We start from the raw sequence: 15,455 nt of genomic DNA, 5'->3' as shown, positions 1-15,455 counted from the left end.
GGTCCTTTCTCCTTTTGATAGTTAGCTTGTTGCATTAATCTAAGTTAAACGTAGGCGCGCCGCCGGTTTTCCCGCTTTTGATCTGCTCCGGCTCCCTATCGCTCATAGTCGCGTCTCAAAAGGAGAAAACCTCTGGCTTTGGGTTCATTATGCAACATGCTCGATAGTAATAAGAGATGATAAATATGATAGAGTTTCTTTCCATTCTAGTATGAAGGAAAGGAAAATAATTGGAAAGAGTCAAGTGAGAAGAGATTCTTTAAAAACATGGTGAAAAATCATTCCTTAGCCAAATCCATTACGGATGCTTCTTGGTCGGAGTTTGTCACCATGCTGACCTATAAGGCAAAGTAGTTCGGAAGAACCATCGTGAAAGTAGGTAAAACGTTTCCCCCTAGTCAGCTTTGTTCCTGCTGTGGCTATCAAAATAAAGAGGTGAAAAAACTAAATCTTCGAAGTTGGACATGCCCTGAGTGCCCGGTAGAACATGATCGAGACCTTCATGCTGCTCAAAATATAGTAAAAGAAGGGTCTGAGACTTCTTGCCGTAGGAACTACGATTTGAGCTTGGTGCATTTCCTATCGGTAGATGGGATTACCCAAGAATCCCCCACATCTTAGCATTAGCGTAGGTGGGGGAGCTTCAAAGTAGTTCCGTTTTTACTTATTTTGAAAAAAATGATTTAATTTCAAAAAAACCGTTGCACGGAGAGATAGATTGATATTTAGTTCTCAAAGTAAGTTAATCTTATTTACTTTACGTTCTTCTAAATAAATGTAACAAACCTGACTTATATACAAGCGTTTTCATATTGATCAATAATAATAACCTACTTATAATTTGAGTTGTTGTTATAATAATTTTTTTGAAAAGGGGCTATATCATGAAAAAAAGATCACTTTATTATTTGTTGCTTACCGTACTTCTTGTAGCTAGCTTAGGCACTGCTGTATATGCAGAGACTACAACCACCACCAAAAGTACGACAACAACAACACAAACTGCATTACCAGAGTATCACCTTGATCATGTCGTAAAAATCTATGTCCCTTCTACTATCAATGTGGATCAACCAATTGACAACACTGCTTATGTAGATAAGACTTTAACAGAATTCTCTAACATGTTTGGAGGAGCAACTGCAGTGGATGGCACAGGTGCTTGGGTATCTGATTCGAATCAATTAGTAAAAGAGAAAGTGACCATCGTATACAGCTTTGCAGAAAATTTAGATTCAGCTGCCATTAATAAGGTTGTAGCCTATGCGAAGAAATTGAAAGCAGAGATGACCCAGTCTGCAATCTCGTTAGAAGTAGATGGAAAAATGTATTTCATTGAATAGATTATTATGAAAAAAAGACATGCTAACCTACTAACAGAAGGAGAGCATGTCTTTTTCTTTTTGTGTTTTTTTCATTCTTGGCAAATGTAACAAAAACGTAACAAACCTGACTTATATACAATCGTTTTCATATTGATCACTTTACATATCGAAATATATAATTTGAATTGTTGTTATATCAATATCCTAAAAGGAGCTATATCATGAAAAAGAAATCACTATATTATTGGCTGGTTGCAGTACTTCTGATTGTGGGTATCGGTGGTGCTGTATACGCAACAAGCGGTCCAGAAACAACCGTTACAGCGAAAAAACCAGTGGAACAAACTGCTTTAACAAAAATGTCCCATCTTGGAAATGTCGTGAAAATTTATGTTCCTTCTACCATAAATGTGAGTCAACCAATTGATAATACACCTTATGTAGACAAAACGTTAACCGAACTTTCTAATATGTTTGGTGGAGCTACCGCAGTTGATGGACAAGGTGCTTGGGTATCCGATACAAATCAATTAGTAAAAGAGAAAGTAACCATTGTATATGCGTTTACTGATAAGCTAGATAAAGCTGCAATTGAAAAGGTAGTAAATTACACTAAGAGTTTGAAAACAGAGATGACCCAGTCTTCTGTATCGCTAGAAGTAAACGGCAAAATGTACTTTATAGAATAGACTACTAAGCACAAAAAGACATGCTACTAACCTTGTAGAAGGAAGAGCATGTCTTTTTGTGCTTTATAATATAAAATTGGGGAAAAGAAGTACTATGAACAAGTTAATTTGCACCACCAACCAAAATAATAGAGCACGTTGCATAATTAGCCTAAAGCCAGAGGTTTTACCCTTTGGAGATGCGACTATGAGCGATAGGGAGCCGGAGAGATCCCTCAGGACAGGCAGGACAAGCAGAAGCGAGAAAATCGGCGGCTCGCCTATGTCTAACTTTGATTTATGCAACAAGCTATAAAAAGTAGATTGATTTATAGATTATGACTTATAGAATGGAATATACTTCTAATATTTTCCGCTTTTTTATAAAAGCAGACGAGGTATTTTTCGTTTAAGATAATAATATTGCGGGGAAAAGAACGATTTATTAAAATATTAGTAACTAGAGAAGGTTGATGAATCGATATTTAGGGCTTCAGTCTATTGAAAGGAGTAGTTTGTTTAATTGTTTAGGGGTTGAGTTTCTTTAGAAGTATGTGATTCTATTTTAGGGGATAAGATTTAAATTTAATAACCTAAAATAGGGTTCGTTTCCCAGTATGGTGGTTATAATGATTTGATCTTTCTCCCGCTAGGGAGCCATATCTCTTTCAACATTATGCTTACTAAGGAGGGATTCCGATAATGTCTTTTCTTGAAAGTGGTTCTGTTTCATATCTAACAGTGCCGAAGTTAGATTCAAATCAATTAAAAGGGATAGATCTCCTACCTCATAAGGAATCTATTAACCGTCATCAAGGTAAAGGACAGGATGGAAGTCAAAGTTATCTTCATTCTTTCGGAGCTCCTTTCTGGATGAGAGGAAACTTTAGTTCTCTCAGTGGTGTAAGGCCAATGGATACGAGTAGTTCATATGGTGTTGCTGTTATAGGGGAAAAGCGGGTCAAGTTGAACCATATACATATAGAAGAAGAGAGGGAATCTATCCTGATGAAAGAATCAAAGGGATATGATACCTCTAAAAATACTTATCCTATCGTAGGGAATAAAGCAGTATGATGCATGGCCTAGTAGAAGGTCTGCCAACTGATCTGGAATTAGCACTTTTTGAACTGAGTAAAGACCCTCTTTTCCCTGAACTTAGTGATGAACAGAAAGAGTTTTATACTACAGAAGCGTGTCTTCTAGGAGATCAAATTTATAATCAATATGTGGGACCTTACGAACCGATTGATCAGTTGTTAGACAAATGGGAATGTCACGTGGAGATTGCTCGTCATCCAAATGTTCAAGATGGAATTCTTCGTAATTCAGATTACTTTCCAGAGAAGAATCTCATTCGAGTCTATCAAGAAGCGATCGAGGAAATAGAATATTTAGTACGTATGGATTCTCGCTTAGATTTGTGGCGTTTTGTTGCCATTCCAGATGTGCTTATTGCCCGAGAATTTTTTCATCATTTGGAGGCGGTGGTAGTGGGAAATGTAGAGGAACATTTCCCCAGTATGGAGAAATCTGTACTCTACTTCTTTTCCAAAAAACATCGTGTCCAACAGGTTCGAGTAATTGCTGCCAATCAATTTGCGAAAAGTTTATTGAGACTACCAAACCTACCTTCCATTCTGGATTGGTATAGAAGGAGATAATCATTTATAAACCTGCCGAAATTTTTGGTGGGTTTTTTTGTTTACTTATCCATTCCTATACCTCTACCTTCGCTCCAAAAGCTTCAGCAAACTGTATTGCTTGATTTAGATCCATCTTGGTTTCTTTTAGTTTGATGGAACTCCAGTCCCAGCCTTCTGTCAGGGCTCCTAGGATATTTGATTTCTCCAAAGAGGCATGTTGGAGAATGGCTCGCCGCAAATCGGCTTTTTGAAGCTTGGAACCAGATAGATCTACACTATATAGGTCGGCTTCTCGCCAGATCGATCCACGTAGATCCATCTTGGATAACTTCTGATTGCGAAAGTTGGTATAGGACCAATCTCCTCCTTTTATAGTCATCCCTGCCAAGTTAGCTCCGAGGAAGCTGGAACCAGTCATTTTGGTCTCTTGGAATTGAGCTAGAAAAAGGTTGCTCTCGTCAAAATCACAATTTAGAAAAGAAGAGTACTTGTGTACAGAACTGCCCAGACCAGCACCCCGAAAATTACATTGCTCAAAGTGACATCGAATAGTTTGAATCTCGGATAGATCGAGAGAGCAAAATTCACAGTGGATAAAAGTAGTATTTTCAATAGTAGTTGGTAGTTCTCCAGCAGAAAAGATGTGATCTTGATAGATTGGATTATTTGAAGCCAACTAGGTACCTCCAATAAAAAAGATTAGATGGAAGAAGATCAGAAAAAGAAAAGCGAGCATCCTTATGCACTAGGTGTTGTTGGATACTCGCTTACTATCGCGTTTTTATATTACTCTACTGAATCTAATTCAAATCCAAACAGATGGAAGAACTCTTCCCGGAAACCACGCAGGTCTGTTAGTTCATAGATGTTATCGGAGTTTACTTTCTCCCAGATATCCGCAACTTCCTGTTGTACATCGTCTCGCATTTCCCAATCATCAATGCGAATGCGATCTTGATCATCTGTCAACATCGTTCCATCGGTGTAGAGAAAATCACGATATAGGCGATGCATTTGTTCAATCGTACCTTCGTGGATGCCTTTTTCTTTCATTACTTTATAGAGTGCAGAAATATAGAGAGGAACGACTGGGATCGCAGTGCTAGACTGGGTTACTAAGCCTTTACATACCGTTACGATGGCTTGTCCGTTGATTGCTTCTAGATCTTTGGTAAGCTCGTGAGCCGTCGCTTCCAAATGATCTTTTGCTTGCCCGATGGTACCATTCCGATAGATAGGGAAAGTCATTTCAGGTCCAATGTAGGAGAAGGCAATTGTTTTTGCACCTTCACTCAATACATCTGCCTCTTTTAACGCATAAATCCATTCTTTCCAATCTTCGCCACCCATTACTTTCACTGTATCTGCTATCTCTTGTTCTGTCGCAGGAGTTAGCTCAGCTTGCGTTACTTCGCCAGTATGGAAGTCCACTGTTTTGTTGGTGTAAGTAGTCCCAATTGGTTTTAATACGGAGTAGTGGGATTCGCCTGTACTTGGATCTACTCTTTTTCCTGCTGCTAAGCTATAGACAACGAGATCTACTTTTCCAAGGTCTTGACGAATGAGATCGATTGTCTCTTGCTTGATCTCATGAGAAAAAGCATCTCCGTTTACATTCTTCGCATAAATTCCTTCTGCATTTGCCATCTCTTCTAATGCTGTTGTATTGTACCAGCCAGGGGAAGCGGTACGACGTGCTGTTCCTGGTTTTCCTGAGAAAATCCCGATCGTGTTCGCACCAGCACCGAAAGCAGAGACGATTCGTGCAGCTAGTCCAAATCCTTTGGAAGCCCCGATGACTAGGACATTTTTTGGACCAGTGATCTTTGGTTGTTCTTTTATGTATTCGATTTGTTTTCTTACTTGTTCACGACACCCATCAGGATGAGCGTTGGTACAGATAAAACCGCGAAATCTTGGTTTAATTTCCATGTATTACATCCTTTCTTGTTAAAGCAAATATCTCGAGTTATCATATCATTTTTTCTGAGAAAAAGCGTAGAAAAGAAAGATTATTTTTCTTCATTATGAAGAGCTGGGACTATATCATTATCACCAAACACCACGATGTAATGATAATAAGAACCAAACTGGATTTTTCTAAAATATATGCAAGTCCGGTGCTTTGTTTTTTGGGCATTTCGGAACCGAGATGATATTCCTCCATTTAGTCTAGTAATAGCCAAAACTGGTTCAGTATATGGTGTCGATAGTATCATTTTATCATTTTCTATTTTTTTGCTAGCATAAGCGACTGATAAAAAGACACAACAATTTAATAAATAACTAGAAGATTCAGATTGCATAATGCTATCCTAAAAAAAGTAAGTGTTGGTTGTGGGATGATCCCACTGAGTCAACTGGAGATAATGTGCTTACTTGGGTTCCGGGTCTCCCTTTCCCTCAGGTGATTCACATGGGCACGCTCCCTGTTTCACCAGAGGAAAGGGTCCTGGTCGAAGAGAACTGGGTACAGAAGTACGCACACACTAGTGACACGAACGGCACTGTCTATGCATCCGAGGTAAGTGCAGATGGCAGTCAGGTCAAGCTGTGGGAAACCGATTACGCCCACCGTCAAGCACGTGGTCTCGAGCGTGGCGGGGTTCAGGTCTCGACATTCCGAGAGGTGAACTACACCTGCTACGGAGACAGTGGCGACTTCTGGGTAATCGGTCGTCATCACACTGTAGGGCTTAGTCCCTTTGGTGGTATCCTCGACGTACCGGATCTTCTGGAGCATGCGGCCAGAGAGGTCCACGAGGAGTCGGGGTTGGAGTTTATCAATCCTCGAATCATGGGCATCGTGCGTATCACAAAGTGTGTCAACTTCATAGTCAAGTTCGACACTCCTTCACGAGAAGAATGCTTGCAAATGTGGGAGCAGCGTACAGACGACGAGATGACTGAACTGGTCTTCGTCCCTAAGTCTCACAAGGGGATCGAGGACACGTTCACCAGTCAGCCTCAGTGGAGCTTCATGCGCCCCATTCTGGAGCATGACCTCTCATAATCAAAGCCCCGCTCTTTTCCACGTGAAAAGAGCGGGGGTAATATTTTGATATCATAATCTATGACCAAGAGTTAGCGTTTGCTAGTCTATATGGTCTTTTTTTATGCTATGCATTTGTTTCAGATGCTCGCGAAGACTTCCAATAGGTCTTCATTCCATTACTTTTCAATATAGAATCTTTGGGTACCTGTGATAATAAAAGAAATAAAATAAACATATCTACTGAAGATGATGCTGCATTTAGCAGTATGAAAAATTTGAGTGTTGTGGTTAGTAGTCCGAATAGACCTAGTATGATTGGTAAAAGAATCGAAAGTATAATGAATGGAGCAATCGTGATGATGATGTATCTCGTTTTTGAAATCTCTTCTTCTGTATAAACGAATCCACCAAAAATGGTGAGTCCTATGAATGTCTGCCTAGACTTGATGAAATTTGGAACAAACATCAAATGGATTAGTTCATGAATTACTAATATTAGGAAAATGCCCAAAATAACGCCTAAATCGATCGTGATCGTAAATGGTACGGATGCAATACCAAATTCCTGAAACGTAATATCAGAGAAGATATGGATAGCTCCTAAGCAAATGAGCGTATTGATGATCATCAGTGGAATGGATACGATAATTATAAGAAGAAATGTTTTTGGTTCTTTCAGTAGAATCCATCCATGATCAATTAACTCCAAATGCTTCTGCTCATCGCTTTGTGGCATCTTATGAATAAGCTTCATCATGCTTCCCTCCTAGTTGTTACCGAAACAAGGGACAACATTGCCCTCTAAATAGTATACAAGGTTCCTTCCTAGATTACTTTGGCTAAACAACCAAACGAAATTTGAAAAAATCGTCTATGATACTATTACAAAATAGTTTCTGATTGAGTAACTATATTTCACCGTCATGAGAGCAATTCACGAAAATGAATCATAATTTTAATAGAGTATAGCTTGTTGCATTAATCCAAGTTAAGGGTAGGCGCGCCGCCGGTTTTCCCGCTTCCGCCTGTCCTGCCTGTCCTGAGGGATCTGCTCCGACTCCCTACCGCTCATAGTCGCATCTCAAAAGGGGAAAACCTCTGGCTTTGGATTCATTATGCAACATGCTCGAGTAGAAAGAGGATTATGATGGACTTACAAAAACTGAAGGAGTTTGCAAAGGATTTTACCCAAACACACTATGGAGTGGACTTCTATATTCCCTTAAAACTAAATGGTAGGCTGACGACTTCGTTAGGGCGCTTTGTGCGTACTCCTACCAAATCCGTTCAAATTGAATTATCCAAGAGATTACTTCAATATTACGATGAGGATGAGATCCTAGGAATTCTCAAACATGAGTTGATTCACTTTGCCCTTTTTGAACTAGGGAAGCCTCACTTAGATGGAGAGGAATTATTTGAACAAGAACTGGTAAAGCACGGTGCTCCTCGGACAAAACGTATCGGACATAGAGGGAAAATTCATGTCTATCAATGTAACTCATGCGGAAAAGAGCTCTATCGGGCTAGAAAATTTCGGGAGAAAAAGTATGTGACGGTCTGTTGTAAGGCGAAGATTACCTATTTGGGAGAGAAAGTGATTTAAGTAAGTAAATGATATCCTCACCAAGCGAAGCGGTCAGAATATATTTGACATAAAGAAGTAATTCGGTATATATTAACTAATATTTTAGTGGGTAAAATATTTATCTGGTATATTATTTATGGACCCGAAATAGTAGGTGAAAGAATGAGTGATCAAAGTAAGCTTACGAATTTGGAAGAACTTTATCTAGAGGTTCAAAGAAAAGTATCGGCTGAGTGGCATAAGCGTTTGGATCCGCTGATTTCTGGCTCACAAGCGATGATCTTGTGGAAGTTAGTAGAGAATGGACCACAAAAAGTAAGCGCAATAGCGGAGAGGATGCAAATCACACCTGGAGCAGTTACAAGCCTCTCGGACAAATTGATTTCGAGTGGATATGCAATAAGAAAGAGAGATGAAAAAGATCGTAGAGTAGTTTATTTAGAGATTACAGATGAGGGAAGAGAAGTATTACGGCAGTATCGAGCAGAGATCAAGAGTACAGTGAAGTATTTTTTTGCGGGATTACCTGAAGAAGATATTAATCATCTGATTCGTATTTATCAGCAAGTTTTAAAGAATATTGAGGAACAGAAAGAAGAGTCGAACGAATGAAACAGTTAACAGAAAAACAAAAAATAACGATTATGATCGGCATTATCACGTCGATGTTTTTTGCTGCAATCAATCAGACGATCATCGGAATTGCGATGCCACGCATTATCGCCCAACTTGGTGGTATGGAATATTACTCGTGGGCGATTACCATCTATCTCCTGACTTCCACCGTCGCTTCGGTTTTGGTAGGAAAGCTCTCTGATATCTATGGGAGAAAACCATTTCTTCTCTTGGGAATTGGGCTATTTATGGTAGGTGCATTGTTATCTGGCTTTTCAACGGACATTATACAATTAATCTCCAATCGAGCAATACAAGGTGCAGGTGCGGGGATCATCATGTCCATCGCTTTTACTGCGATGGGAGATTTGTACGAACCTCGTGAACGTGCCAAATGGTCTGGAATCATGAGTTCCGTCTTTGGAATATCCAGTGTTGCTGGTCCTCTATTAGGTGGATATATCGTCGATCACTTTGATTGGCACTGGGTGTTCTGGATTTTCCTCCCACTTGGTGTTATTGCCTTTGCTTTAATCTGGATGAACTTTCCCAAGGTGGAAAAACAGGCAGGAGAATCTGTAGATTATCTGGGTTCCATCTTGATGACCTTAACGATTGTTCCGATGCTTCTGGCATTTTCATGGGCGGGCAGTGGTCCAGACAAATATGCATGGGGGTCATGGCAAATCATTAGCTTATTCGCCTTCACCATTGTGGCATTGGTCATCCTGATCTGGGTGGAAACCAAAGTAAAAAGCCCAATCCTACCACTGGGATTATTTAAAAATAGTATCTTTACTGTTTCCAATCTCGTTGGTTTCTTCTTGAATGCAGGGATGATGGGAGCGATCATCTACGTACCATTCTTTGTACAGGGAGTAAAAGGAATCTCTCCAACCATTTCAGGTTATGTCACCATGCCAATGTCCATTGCGTTGTTGCTCTCAGCGGCTATCGCTGGGCAATTTATGACCAAAACAGGGAAATATAAAAAGATGGCGATTAGCGGTCTCCTCATCATGACCCTTGGCATGGTCTTGATGTACTTTATGGATCCAGCTACTTCTGTTTACCTACTGATGTTGTATATGGTTATTTTGGGCTTGGGAATTGGGATCGCCATGCCAGTATTCTCCCTAACCGTACAAAACGCCGTTTCTCCGCAGCAATTGGGTGTAGCGACAGCAACATCACAGCTATTCCGTAACCTTGGTGGAACGATCGGTATTTCTGTTATGGGGAGTTTGATGAGTGCTGGTCTTACGAAGAAAATGACAGAGTTATCTTCCACTATGAGTCAAAACCCGAATGCGATGCCAACCGATCCTGCCATCGCTCAAAAAATGGAGATATTCAGCAATCCACAGAACCTGTTGGATCAGCCCAAAATCGAGGCAGCCTTAAGTAGTTTGCCACCAGAATCGCAAGTAGTGTTTACCAAGATGCTAGACATGGTTCGTGAGGCACTAAGCTACGCCATTACCTCCACCTTCTTGGCAGGCGCGATCGTGGCTGGTATTGCGGTTCTGATCGCATTATTCCTAAAGGAGATTCCACTGCGGTCTGAGAAAGATATGAAACAGGAACAGAAAATAGATGAAATTCATCCAAAAGCTACTCCTGAAATGAATTAATAGGGTAGGGGATCTAAGATAAGTGTCGGACGTGGGGAGTAGCCTTCTCTCGTCCGATTTTTTTGCCTATTCTGCAATGACTTCTTTTACATTGAGGGAAATCATTTTAAATTAGAATTTTCATATTTCTACTTGTGCATTTCTGATAAAAAGATTCTAATGAGAGTAGTATGATAATATTTTAAGAGAGGGATTACGATAGATAAGTCTATAATAAAGAAAATAAGAAAAGTTATTTGGTTTCTTGGTATCCCACTGATTGGAGTTTATATTTATTTTCGCTTTTTAACTGATCCATCCCCAACATGGACTTCTTATTTACCAGGTGCGACTTTGATTTGGTTATGTATAGGTTATTGGATGAACTACTTTACAGATGAGGACGACAAGGAGAAAAAATCATCTTTAAGAAGGGCTATTTTCTATTCGGTTTTAGGTGTGTTTTTTTGTGTAATGGCAAAAGGATAGGGATTATCTCCTATCCTATTACCTCATTTCTCTTTCCAATTCTTTCTCTAACTTCACCAACAAATTCACCAAATTCTCTTCCTCAATCTCTTGCACTTCTTTCCAAGTAACTTCATGATCCACTTCTACCTTTGGTACTCTCTCTTTCGAGGTATCCACCTGCAATAGATAGCGAAAATCATAATGAAAATGACTAGGCTCCTGCTTTTTTGGATTGGCAGGAATCGGATGGATGTTAATATCGATCGGTAGTATATGTTGCTGATGCCAAGGATGGAATTTAGTTGGAATCCCTGTCTCTTCAAGGATCTCTCTTCTTGCAGCCATCAAAGGTGTTTCTCCAGGATCGACATGACCGCCGGGTTGGAGCCACTTTTGGAGAAATGGGTGGTAGATCATCAAGATCTTCCCATCTTCCACCACGATCCCGCTTGCTGTGATGTGCCCAGGAAGCGATTTCCGATCATATAAATCGCCCTCTTCATGAAAGTGTTTTAATAGTAGCTTGAGTTGTGTTGCCTCGGTGGGATAATAGCGTAGATAGTTATTCACTTGATTTTTTATTGGACTTCTGAGGATGCGATCCAGTAGTAGACTTGGTTTTGCGATAATGGGTTCCTTTTTTCTCATGAGAATTCCCCTCCGTTTCCTCCTCAACTTCTAGCTAAATATATCAAAGTGCTTCCCTCTGACGATCGTTCTCGTCCCTTCTTGGATGGACTCTCCTTCTATTAGATCAATTGCAAGACGCTGCCCATTTTCTGTGTAGAGTTCTACTGAAGAGACTGGTTGTTTAGAGACCTCATTCAATGTTACAGAGCATTTCACTTCCATCGATTCAAAACAGCATGTCACCTTCTTAATATGGAACATTGCTGTCATCCATTTCAGTAACTCTTTCACTTCTTCGTGTGATCCTTTTAACGCTAGTTCAACCATATCCAATCCCCTCATTTCTAATTTGTTCCATCTGTCTATATTCTAAATACAATCATAAATTATCTCGATATTTATAATTATTGTCTGTTTCGCTCGTTCTTATTATATTTATCTCATATTTTAGAGTTGTCAAAAAATAGTAGACAAAATTTATCGAAAAATATTATAATTCGCCACAAGGTACTAGGGATTGGAGGAAAATGACATGGACATCGATCTGAAAAAATTGGGAGAAATATTGCGAGCCAAACGAAAGAGTAAGGGATTACGCCTGAAGAATCTAGAGGATGACAACATATCAGCAGCGACGATCAGCTCGATCGAAAGAGGATTAGCCAATACTTCCATTGAGAAAATTCGTTACTACTGTAAACAGCTTGATTTTGACCTCAACAGTGCCAAAGATGTGATGCAACATGGGGAGAAACAGGACGAGGAATTATTGGTGAAGTTAGCTCTGATTGAGAACACAATTCATCTAGTAAGTGCGGATCGAGCTTTAGGGCAATTAAGAGAAATTGATTTGTCAGATACCAATCATGTGAAAGCACAAGTTTTTTACCTGAAAGGCAAGATTTATTACGAGAAAAAGCAATGGGCAAAAGCAAGGAAAAACTTTTTGGAAGCAATTAAAATCGTAGATCAAAATAGAGAGTTGTTAGTAAACAATATAAAACCTACTGCTTTATATGAGTTGGGACGCATTAGTTTCTATGAGGAAAATAACCTTAAAAAAGCGCTGATGTACACAGAGGAAGGGCTTAATTGTTTTCATGAAGATGGAGAAAGAAGCTATATAAAATATACTCTTTTGATTAGTAAGATCAGCTATCTGGATCATCTCAATCTAAAAGAGAGATCACTTAGAACCCTAGAACGTATGTGGATGGAGATTGATCAAATCGAAAATCCAGAAGTATTGCTCAATATGTATGAGATTAAGGCATCTTCGTTATGTAAACAAATGCTTTATACAGAAGCAAAAAAATGCGCATTGCATGGGATCAACATAGCTCGAATGAGTAAAATGCCAGAAAGATCAATGGAATTATTGACTACACTGGGAAGCGTTTATGTCGCCACAGGAGAGTTAGACATGGCAGAGAATTGTTTTCTCCAATCTATCGAGTTACAAAAGAAGGTACAGAGAAAGCATCTATTAATCTCTACTTTTACTCAGTTGGGTTTACTCAATGTACAAAGACAAAAGTGGAAAGAAGCAGAACAATGGTTTAATAATGCAGTAAAAATTGGGGAAAAATCGAGCGACGTTGTTCGTTATGTACAAGCATTAAAGACTCGCGGAGATTGCTTTGTAGCACAAGGAAAGTTACCAGAGGCAATAAAAAGTTATAAGACGGCTCTGGATATCTCGGAAGAGCATGATCTATTTGACGTAGCACAGGAGATGATTGTAAAATTGATGCAATCCTACGAACAGACAAAAAGTTCAGATTTAAATGGTCTGATGGAGCGATTATATCGAATTACGGTTGAATTACGAAGCGGAGGTGAACGTTATATGCGTAGAGTAGTAGAACATGAGCCACCAGATTCATAAGTAGAGTAGGTCGATAGAAAACGAGGAGTTCTGAGAGTGTTGCAGGGCTTCTCGTTTTTTGTTTTCTAGATAAAGTTAGATTATTAGAATAAAAAGACACATTTTTCTGCCGTATACATAAATATTATGTAGGCTTATTTTTAGATATAAGAGTATATCTAATCATTAAAGAGAAAGTAATAGATACTATTGAATAGATTGATTAAATAAAAACAGACTTGTGTATATGTTATGTAGATATAAGTTAACCTAATTATGAAAGAGAGAACACAGGGCGATTAAATGATAGAATATGTTTTTACAGAAAATATACTGAATATATATAACTATTGGTATTAGAATAATGTGATATCTCCTTGTATTAATGAGATAAAGTATGGGCTATAGACAAATGACAGGTCGAGTTTCGCTTCACAAGCTTTGAGATAGTCTTACTTTGATTGATCTGAGGAACTTTCTAGAGGTAGGATGTAGAGGCTAGTACTTTTACAGGAGGAGATTTAGAATAAGTGGAAAACATTATATGGGTCTACGTTAGTAATCTTATTATTTTATTGATTTCATACAGTATTTCCGACAGGTTTTTGGATGTTGTTATAAAACTTGTGAGAATAACTAATCTCACATCATATTATCTAATTTTTGTTTTTGCTACAAAGTTTCTATGGATCTCTAGAAATTCTCTTGCTGATTTAATGGTCTTTTTGACTTTTTATCTATTAATGGAGCTAGCTGCGAGAAGCAAAAATCTGTTTGATCGAATTTTAGTAAAATGGAAAATTGTTTCATGGTATAGCAATTTTTTAAATATGAAACTATTTGATAAATATTTGCTTACTATGTATAGGATCTTAGCTGGATTAGCTGGGATAAGATTCTTATATCTAATTGGTTCTATTCTTTTTAAAAAATACTATCCACATCATTATTTTTCTCCTGAAGTAGATGCATCGATACTTAGTACTATCGGCTCAGTTATGACTATTAGTATTACCCTTATTGTAACTTTTTACTTTAACAAACAAACGCAGATGGCGATGATTGAGCAATCACGGGCAAATTTAAAGGAACGTGTAATTGAAAAGAGAATACAGGTGTATCCTGAAATAGAGCAATCCATTCAGGATGTTGTTAGAAAGTATCTTTTTATTCCGTTTAAAAACGGTTACGATGAATGGATAGATAAAGTAGAAGCATTAAGAAGCTTATTTATTGAAAATAAGTATTATTTGTCTAAACCTTTTAGAGGTCACATAAAAGACATGTTAGATTGTTGCGAACGTATTATGGAAGATCAGCAAAAAAATAATATATATGAAGTACATTTCCCAATTCATGAAAGATTAAATACGATTGCTGGACTTTGTCAGGAGGAAATAGAAAAATCACTTGATTTAGCTGCATTGGTAGACATAGACTAAGCTACTAAATGCAAAATTTTACATTGGATCACTTGTGTATACTGATAAATTTCTAGTAGATGGCGCATATAAATCCTTCTTGTAATCCCGCCTTTATTAAAGTCAATTCGAAAAGAGGACCAATATTTAATCCCCCTTCAAGTGGACTGTTTTGCAGATCTGAGGGGGGATTATTTTTTGTTTTATATATAGATTGCAGAGCTCTCGTTTTTATTTGTCTTACTAGCGTAAGATATAACTCTCTTCATTATTTTTGGTGGGTTGTCCATTCTTCAAAATCCTATTGCCTTGTTTGATTGAACAGTTACAACGAAACAGCAAATAACGTTTTTTTCGCTTCTTCCATTACCATCATGAGGCGATCAGTGTCTTGGAAAGAGAACGGGATAAATTTCCCGTCTCAAAGTAAAATTAATGAATTCAAAGTCACTATTTAGAAATTCGAAGTACCTTTTGTTGGCAGTTTTTTTAATGAAACCCCGTTCCATCCACAAGAAAAATCAAAATTTCTAATGACTACGTCATATGATTTTCATTCTAGATTGACCCTTCTACTTGCAACTAGGATTATTTTCCAATCATTAGCACATGATAT

The 15,455-nt window shown here is 38.4% G+C and carries 16 protein-coding genes; 11 read left to right on the top strand and 5 right to left on the bottom strand.

Annotated elements, in window-relative coordinates:
• Positions 1–369 precede the first annotated feature (369 nt).
• The 5 genes from VJ09_RS18005 (at position 370) to VJ09_RS05810 (ending at position 3,657) form a co-directional block, all read left to right on the top strand.
• Entirely contained in the window at positions 370–621 is a 252-nt protein-coding gene (locus tag VJ09_RS18005) for a zinc ribbon domain-containing protein (protein WP_407689973.1), read from the top strand.
• A gap of 263 nt (positions 622–884) precedes the next feature.
• Entirely contained in the window at positions 885–1,343 is a 459-nt protein-coding gene (locus tag VJ09_RS05825; protein ID WP_044640651.1) for a hypothetical protein, read from the top strand.
• A 203-nt stretch (positions 1,344–1,546) separates the two neighbouring features.
• Positions 1,547–2,014, top strand: coding sequence for a hypothetical protein (locus VJ09_RS05820; protein WP_044640650.1), 468 nt, complete (start codon positions 1,547–1,549; stop codon positions 2,012–2,014).
• A 681-nt stretch (positions 2,015–2,695) separates the two neighbouring features.
• Positions 2,696–3,070: a hypothetical protein gene (locus VJ09_RS05815; protein WP_044640649.1), complete on the top strand. Its 375-nt coding sequence runs from the start codon at positions 2,696–2,698 to the stop codon at positions 3,068–3,070.
• Positions 3,067–3,657, top strand: coding sequence for a hypothetical protein (locus VJ09_RS05810; RefSeq protein ID WP_044640648.1), 591 nt, complete (start codon positions 3,067–3,069; stop codon positions 3,655–3,657). Before VJ09_RS05815 ends, VJ09_RS05810 begins: the two co-directional genes overlap by 4 nt.
• Before the next feature lie 55 nt (positions 3,658–3,712).
• Here the strand turns inward: VJ09_RS05810 and VJ09_RS05805 are convergent, their stop codons facing one another.
• Together VJ09_RS05805 and fabV are read right to left on the bottom strand one after the other, a co-directional pair.
• Positions 3,713–4,315, bottom strand: a complete 603-nt coding sequence (locus tag VJ09_RS05805) for a pentapeptide repeat-containing protein (protein WP_052807240.1) — start codon at positions 4,313–4,315, stop codon at positions 3,713–3,715.
• Between the two features lie 110 nt (positions 4,316–4,425).
• The gene (gene fabV / locus VJ09_RS05800) at positions 4,426–5,571 is read right to left on the bottom strand and encodes an enoyl-ACP reductase FabV (protein ID WP_044640647.1); all 1,146 of its coding nucleotides are present in this window, start codon (positions 5,569–5,571) and stop codon (positions 4,426–4,428) included.
• 484 nt (positions 5,572–6,055) lie between these two features.
• Here fabV and VJ09_RS05795 point away from each other — a divergent pair, with 484 nt between their 5' ends.
• On the top strand, positions 6,056–6,652 hold the full coding sequence (locus VJ09_RS05795) for a hypothetical protein (RefSeq protein WP_147635438.1): 597 nt from the start codon (positions 6,056–6,058) through the stop codon (positions 6,650–6,652).
• Positions 6,653–6,758: 106 nt separating this feature from the next.
• On the opposite strand, the gene VJ09_RS05790 is transcribed toward VJ09_RS05795, so the two are convergent.
• Complete coding sequence (locus VJ09_RS05790) at positions 6,759–7,391, bottom strand: DUF3267 domain-containing protein (protein WP_044640645.1); 633 nt, start codon at positions 7,389–7,391, stop codon at positions 6,759–6,761.
• Positions 7,392–7,778: 387 nt separating this feature from the next.
• Here VJ09_RS05790 and VJ09_RS05785 point away from each other — a divergent pair, with 387 nt between their 5' ends.
• From VJ09_RS05785 to VJ09_RS05775, 3 genes are all read left to right on the top strand, one after another.
• Positions 7,779–8,240, top strand: coding sequence for a SprT-like domain-containing protein (locus VJ09_RS05785; protein WP_082050423.1), 462 nt, complete (start codon positions 7,779–7,781; stop codon positions 8,238–8,240).
• 144 nt (positions 8,241–8,384) lie between these two features.
• Positions 8,385–8,834, top strand: coding sequence for a MarR family winged helix-turn-helix transcriptional regulator (locus VJ09_RS05780; protein ID WP_044640644.1), 450 nt, complete (start codon positions 8,385–8,387; stop codon positions 8,832–8,834).
• Positions 8,831–10,471 (top strand): MDR family MFS transporter, encoded by a 1,641-nt coding sequence (locus tag VJ09_RS05775; protein ID WP_044640643.1) that lies wholly within the window; start codon positions 8,831–8,833, stop codon positions 10,469–10,471. Before VJ09_RS05780 ends, VJ09_RS05775 begins: the two co-directional genes overlap by 4 nt.
• Positions 10,472–10,957: 486 nt before the next feature.
• Here the strand turns inward: VJ09_RS05775 and VJ09_RS05770 are convergent, their stop codons facing one another.
• Entirely contained in the window at positions 10,958–11,569 is a 612-nt protein-coding gene (locus tag VJ09_RS05770) for an NUDIX hydrolase (RefSeq protein WP_052807238.1), read from the bottom strand.
• 30 nt (positions 11,570–11,599) lie between these two features.
• Positions 11,600–11,878 carry a hypothetical protein gene (locus VJ09_RS05765; RefSeq protein ID WP_044640642.1) on the bottom strand — a complete coding sequence of 93 codons (279 nt, stop codon included), beginning with the start codon at positions 11,876–11,878 and terminating at the stop codon, positions 11,600–11,602.
• 205 nt (positions 11,879–12,083) lie between these two features.
• On the opposite strand from VJ09_RS05765, the gene VJ09_RS05760 reads away from it, so the two are divergent.
• Together VJ09_RS05760 and VJ09_RS05755 are read left to right on the top strand one after the other, a co-directional pair.
• Positions 12,084–13,439, top strand: a complete 1,356-nt coding sequence (locus tag VJ09_RS05760; RefSeq protein WP_044640641.1) for a helix-turn-helix domain-containing protein — start codon at positions 12,084–12,086, stop codon at positions 13,437–13,439.
• A gap of 509 nt (positions 13,440–13,948) precedes the next feature.
• Positions 13,949–14,860 (top strand): hypothetical protein, encoded by a 912-nt coding sequence (locus VJ09_RS05755; protein WP_044640640.1) that lies wholly within the window; start codon positions 13,949–13,951, stop codon positions 14,858–14,860.
• Positions 14,861–15,455: the final 595 nt, after the last annotated feature.

The organism is Risungbinella massiliensis (assembly GCF_000942395.1).
GTDB classification, from domain to species: domain Bacteria; phylum Bacillota; class Bacilli; order Thermoactinomycetales; family Thermoactinomycetaceae; genus Risungbinella; species Risungbinella massiliensis.
The sequence above is the reverse complement of the archived record's forward strand: the minus strand, read 5'-3'. Positions and strand labels throughout refer to the sequence as shown.

Bases quoted from the DNA above. Each gene is read 5' to 3' on its own strand.
- VJ09_RS05765 (WP_044640642.1), bottom strand. From the start codon at position 11,878: ATGGTTGAACTAGCGTTAAAAGGATCACACGAAGAAGTGAAAGAGTTA.
- VJ09_RS05760 (WP_044640641.1), top strand. From the start codon at position 12,084: ATGGACATCGATCTGAAAAAATTGGGAGAAATATTGCGAGCCAAACGA.
- fabV (WP_044640647.1), bottom strand. From the start codon at position 5,571: ATGGAAATTAAACCAAGATTTCGCGGTTTTATCTGTACCAACGCTCAT.
- VJ09_RS05785 (WP_082050423.1), top strand. From the start codon at position 7,779: ATGATGGACTTACAAAAACTGAAGGAGTTTGCAAAGGATTTTACCCAA.
- VJ09_RS05775 (WP_044640643.1), top strand. From the start codon at position 8,831: ATGAAACAGTTAACAGAAAAACAAAAAATAACGATTATGATCGGCATT.
- VJ09_RS05820 (WP_044640650.1), top strand. From the start codon at position 1,547: ATGAAAAAGAAATCACTATATTATTGGCTGGTTGCAGTACTTCTGATT.
- VJ09_RS05795 (WP_147635438.1), top strand. From the start codon at position 6,056: ATGGGCACGCTCCCTGTTTCACCAGAGGAAAGGGTCCTGGTCGAAGAG.
- VJ09_RS05810 (WP_044640648.1), top strand. From the start codon at position 3,067: ATGATGCATGGCCTAGTAGAAGGTCTGCCAACTGATCTGGAATTAGCA.
- VJ09_RS05815 (WP_044640649.1), top strand. From the start codon at position 2,696: ATGTCTTTTCTTGAAAGTGGTTCTGTTTCATATCTAACAGTGCCGAAG.
- VJ09_RS05770 (WP_052807238.1), bottom strand. From the start codon at position 11,569: ATGAGAAAAAAGGAACCCATTATCGCAAAACCAAGTCTACTACTGGAT.
- VJ09_RS05825 (WP_044640651.1), top strand. From the start codon at position 885: ATGAAAAAAAGATCACTTTATTATTTGTTGCTTACCGTACTTCTTGTA.
- VJ09_RS05780 (WP_044640644.1), top strand. From the start codon at position 8,385: ATGAGTGATCAAAGTAAGCTTACGAATTTGGAAGAACTTTATCTAGAG.
- VJ09_RS05790 (WP_044640645.1), bottom strand. From the start codon at position 7,391: ATGATGAAGCTTATTCATAAGATGCCACAAAGCGATGAGCAGAAGCAT.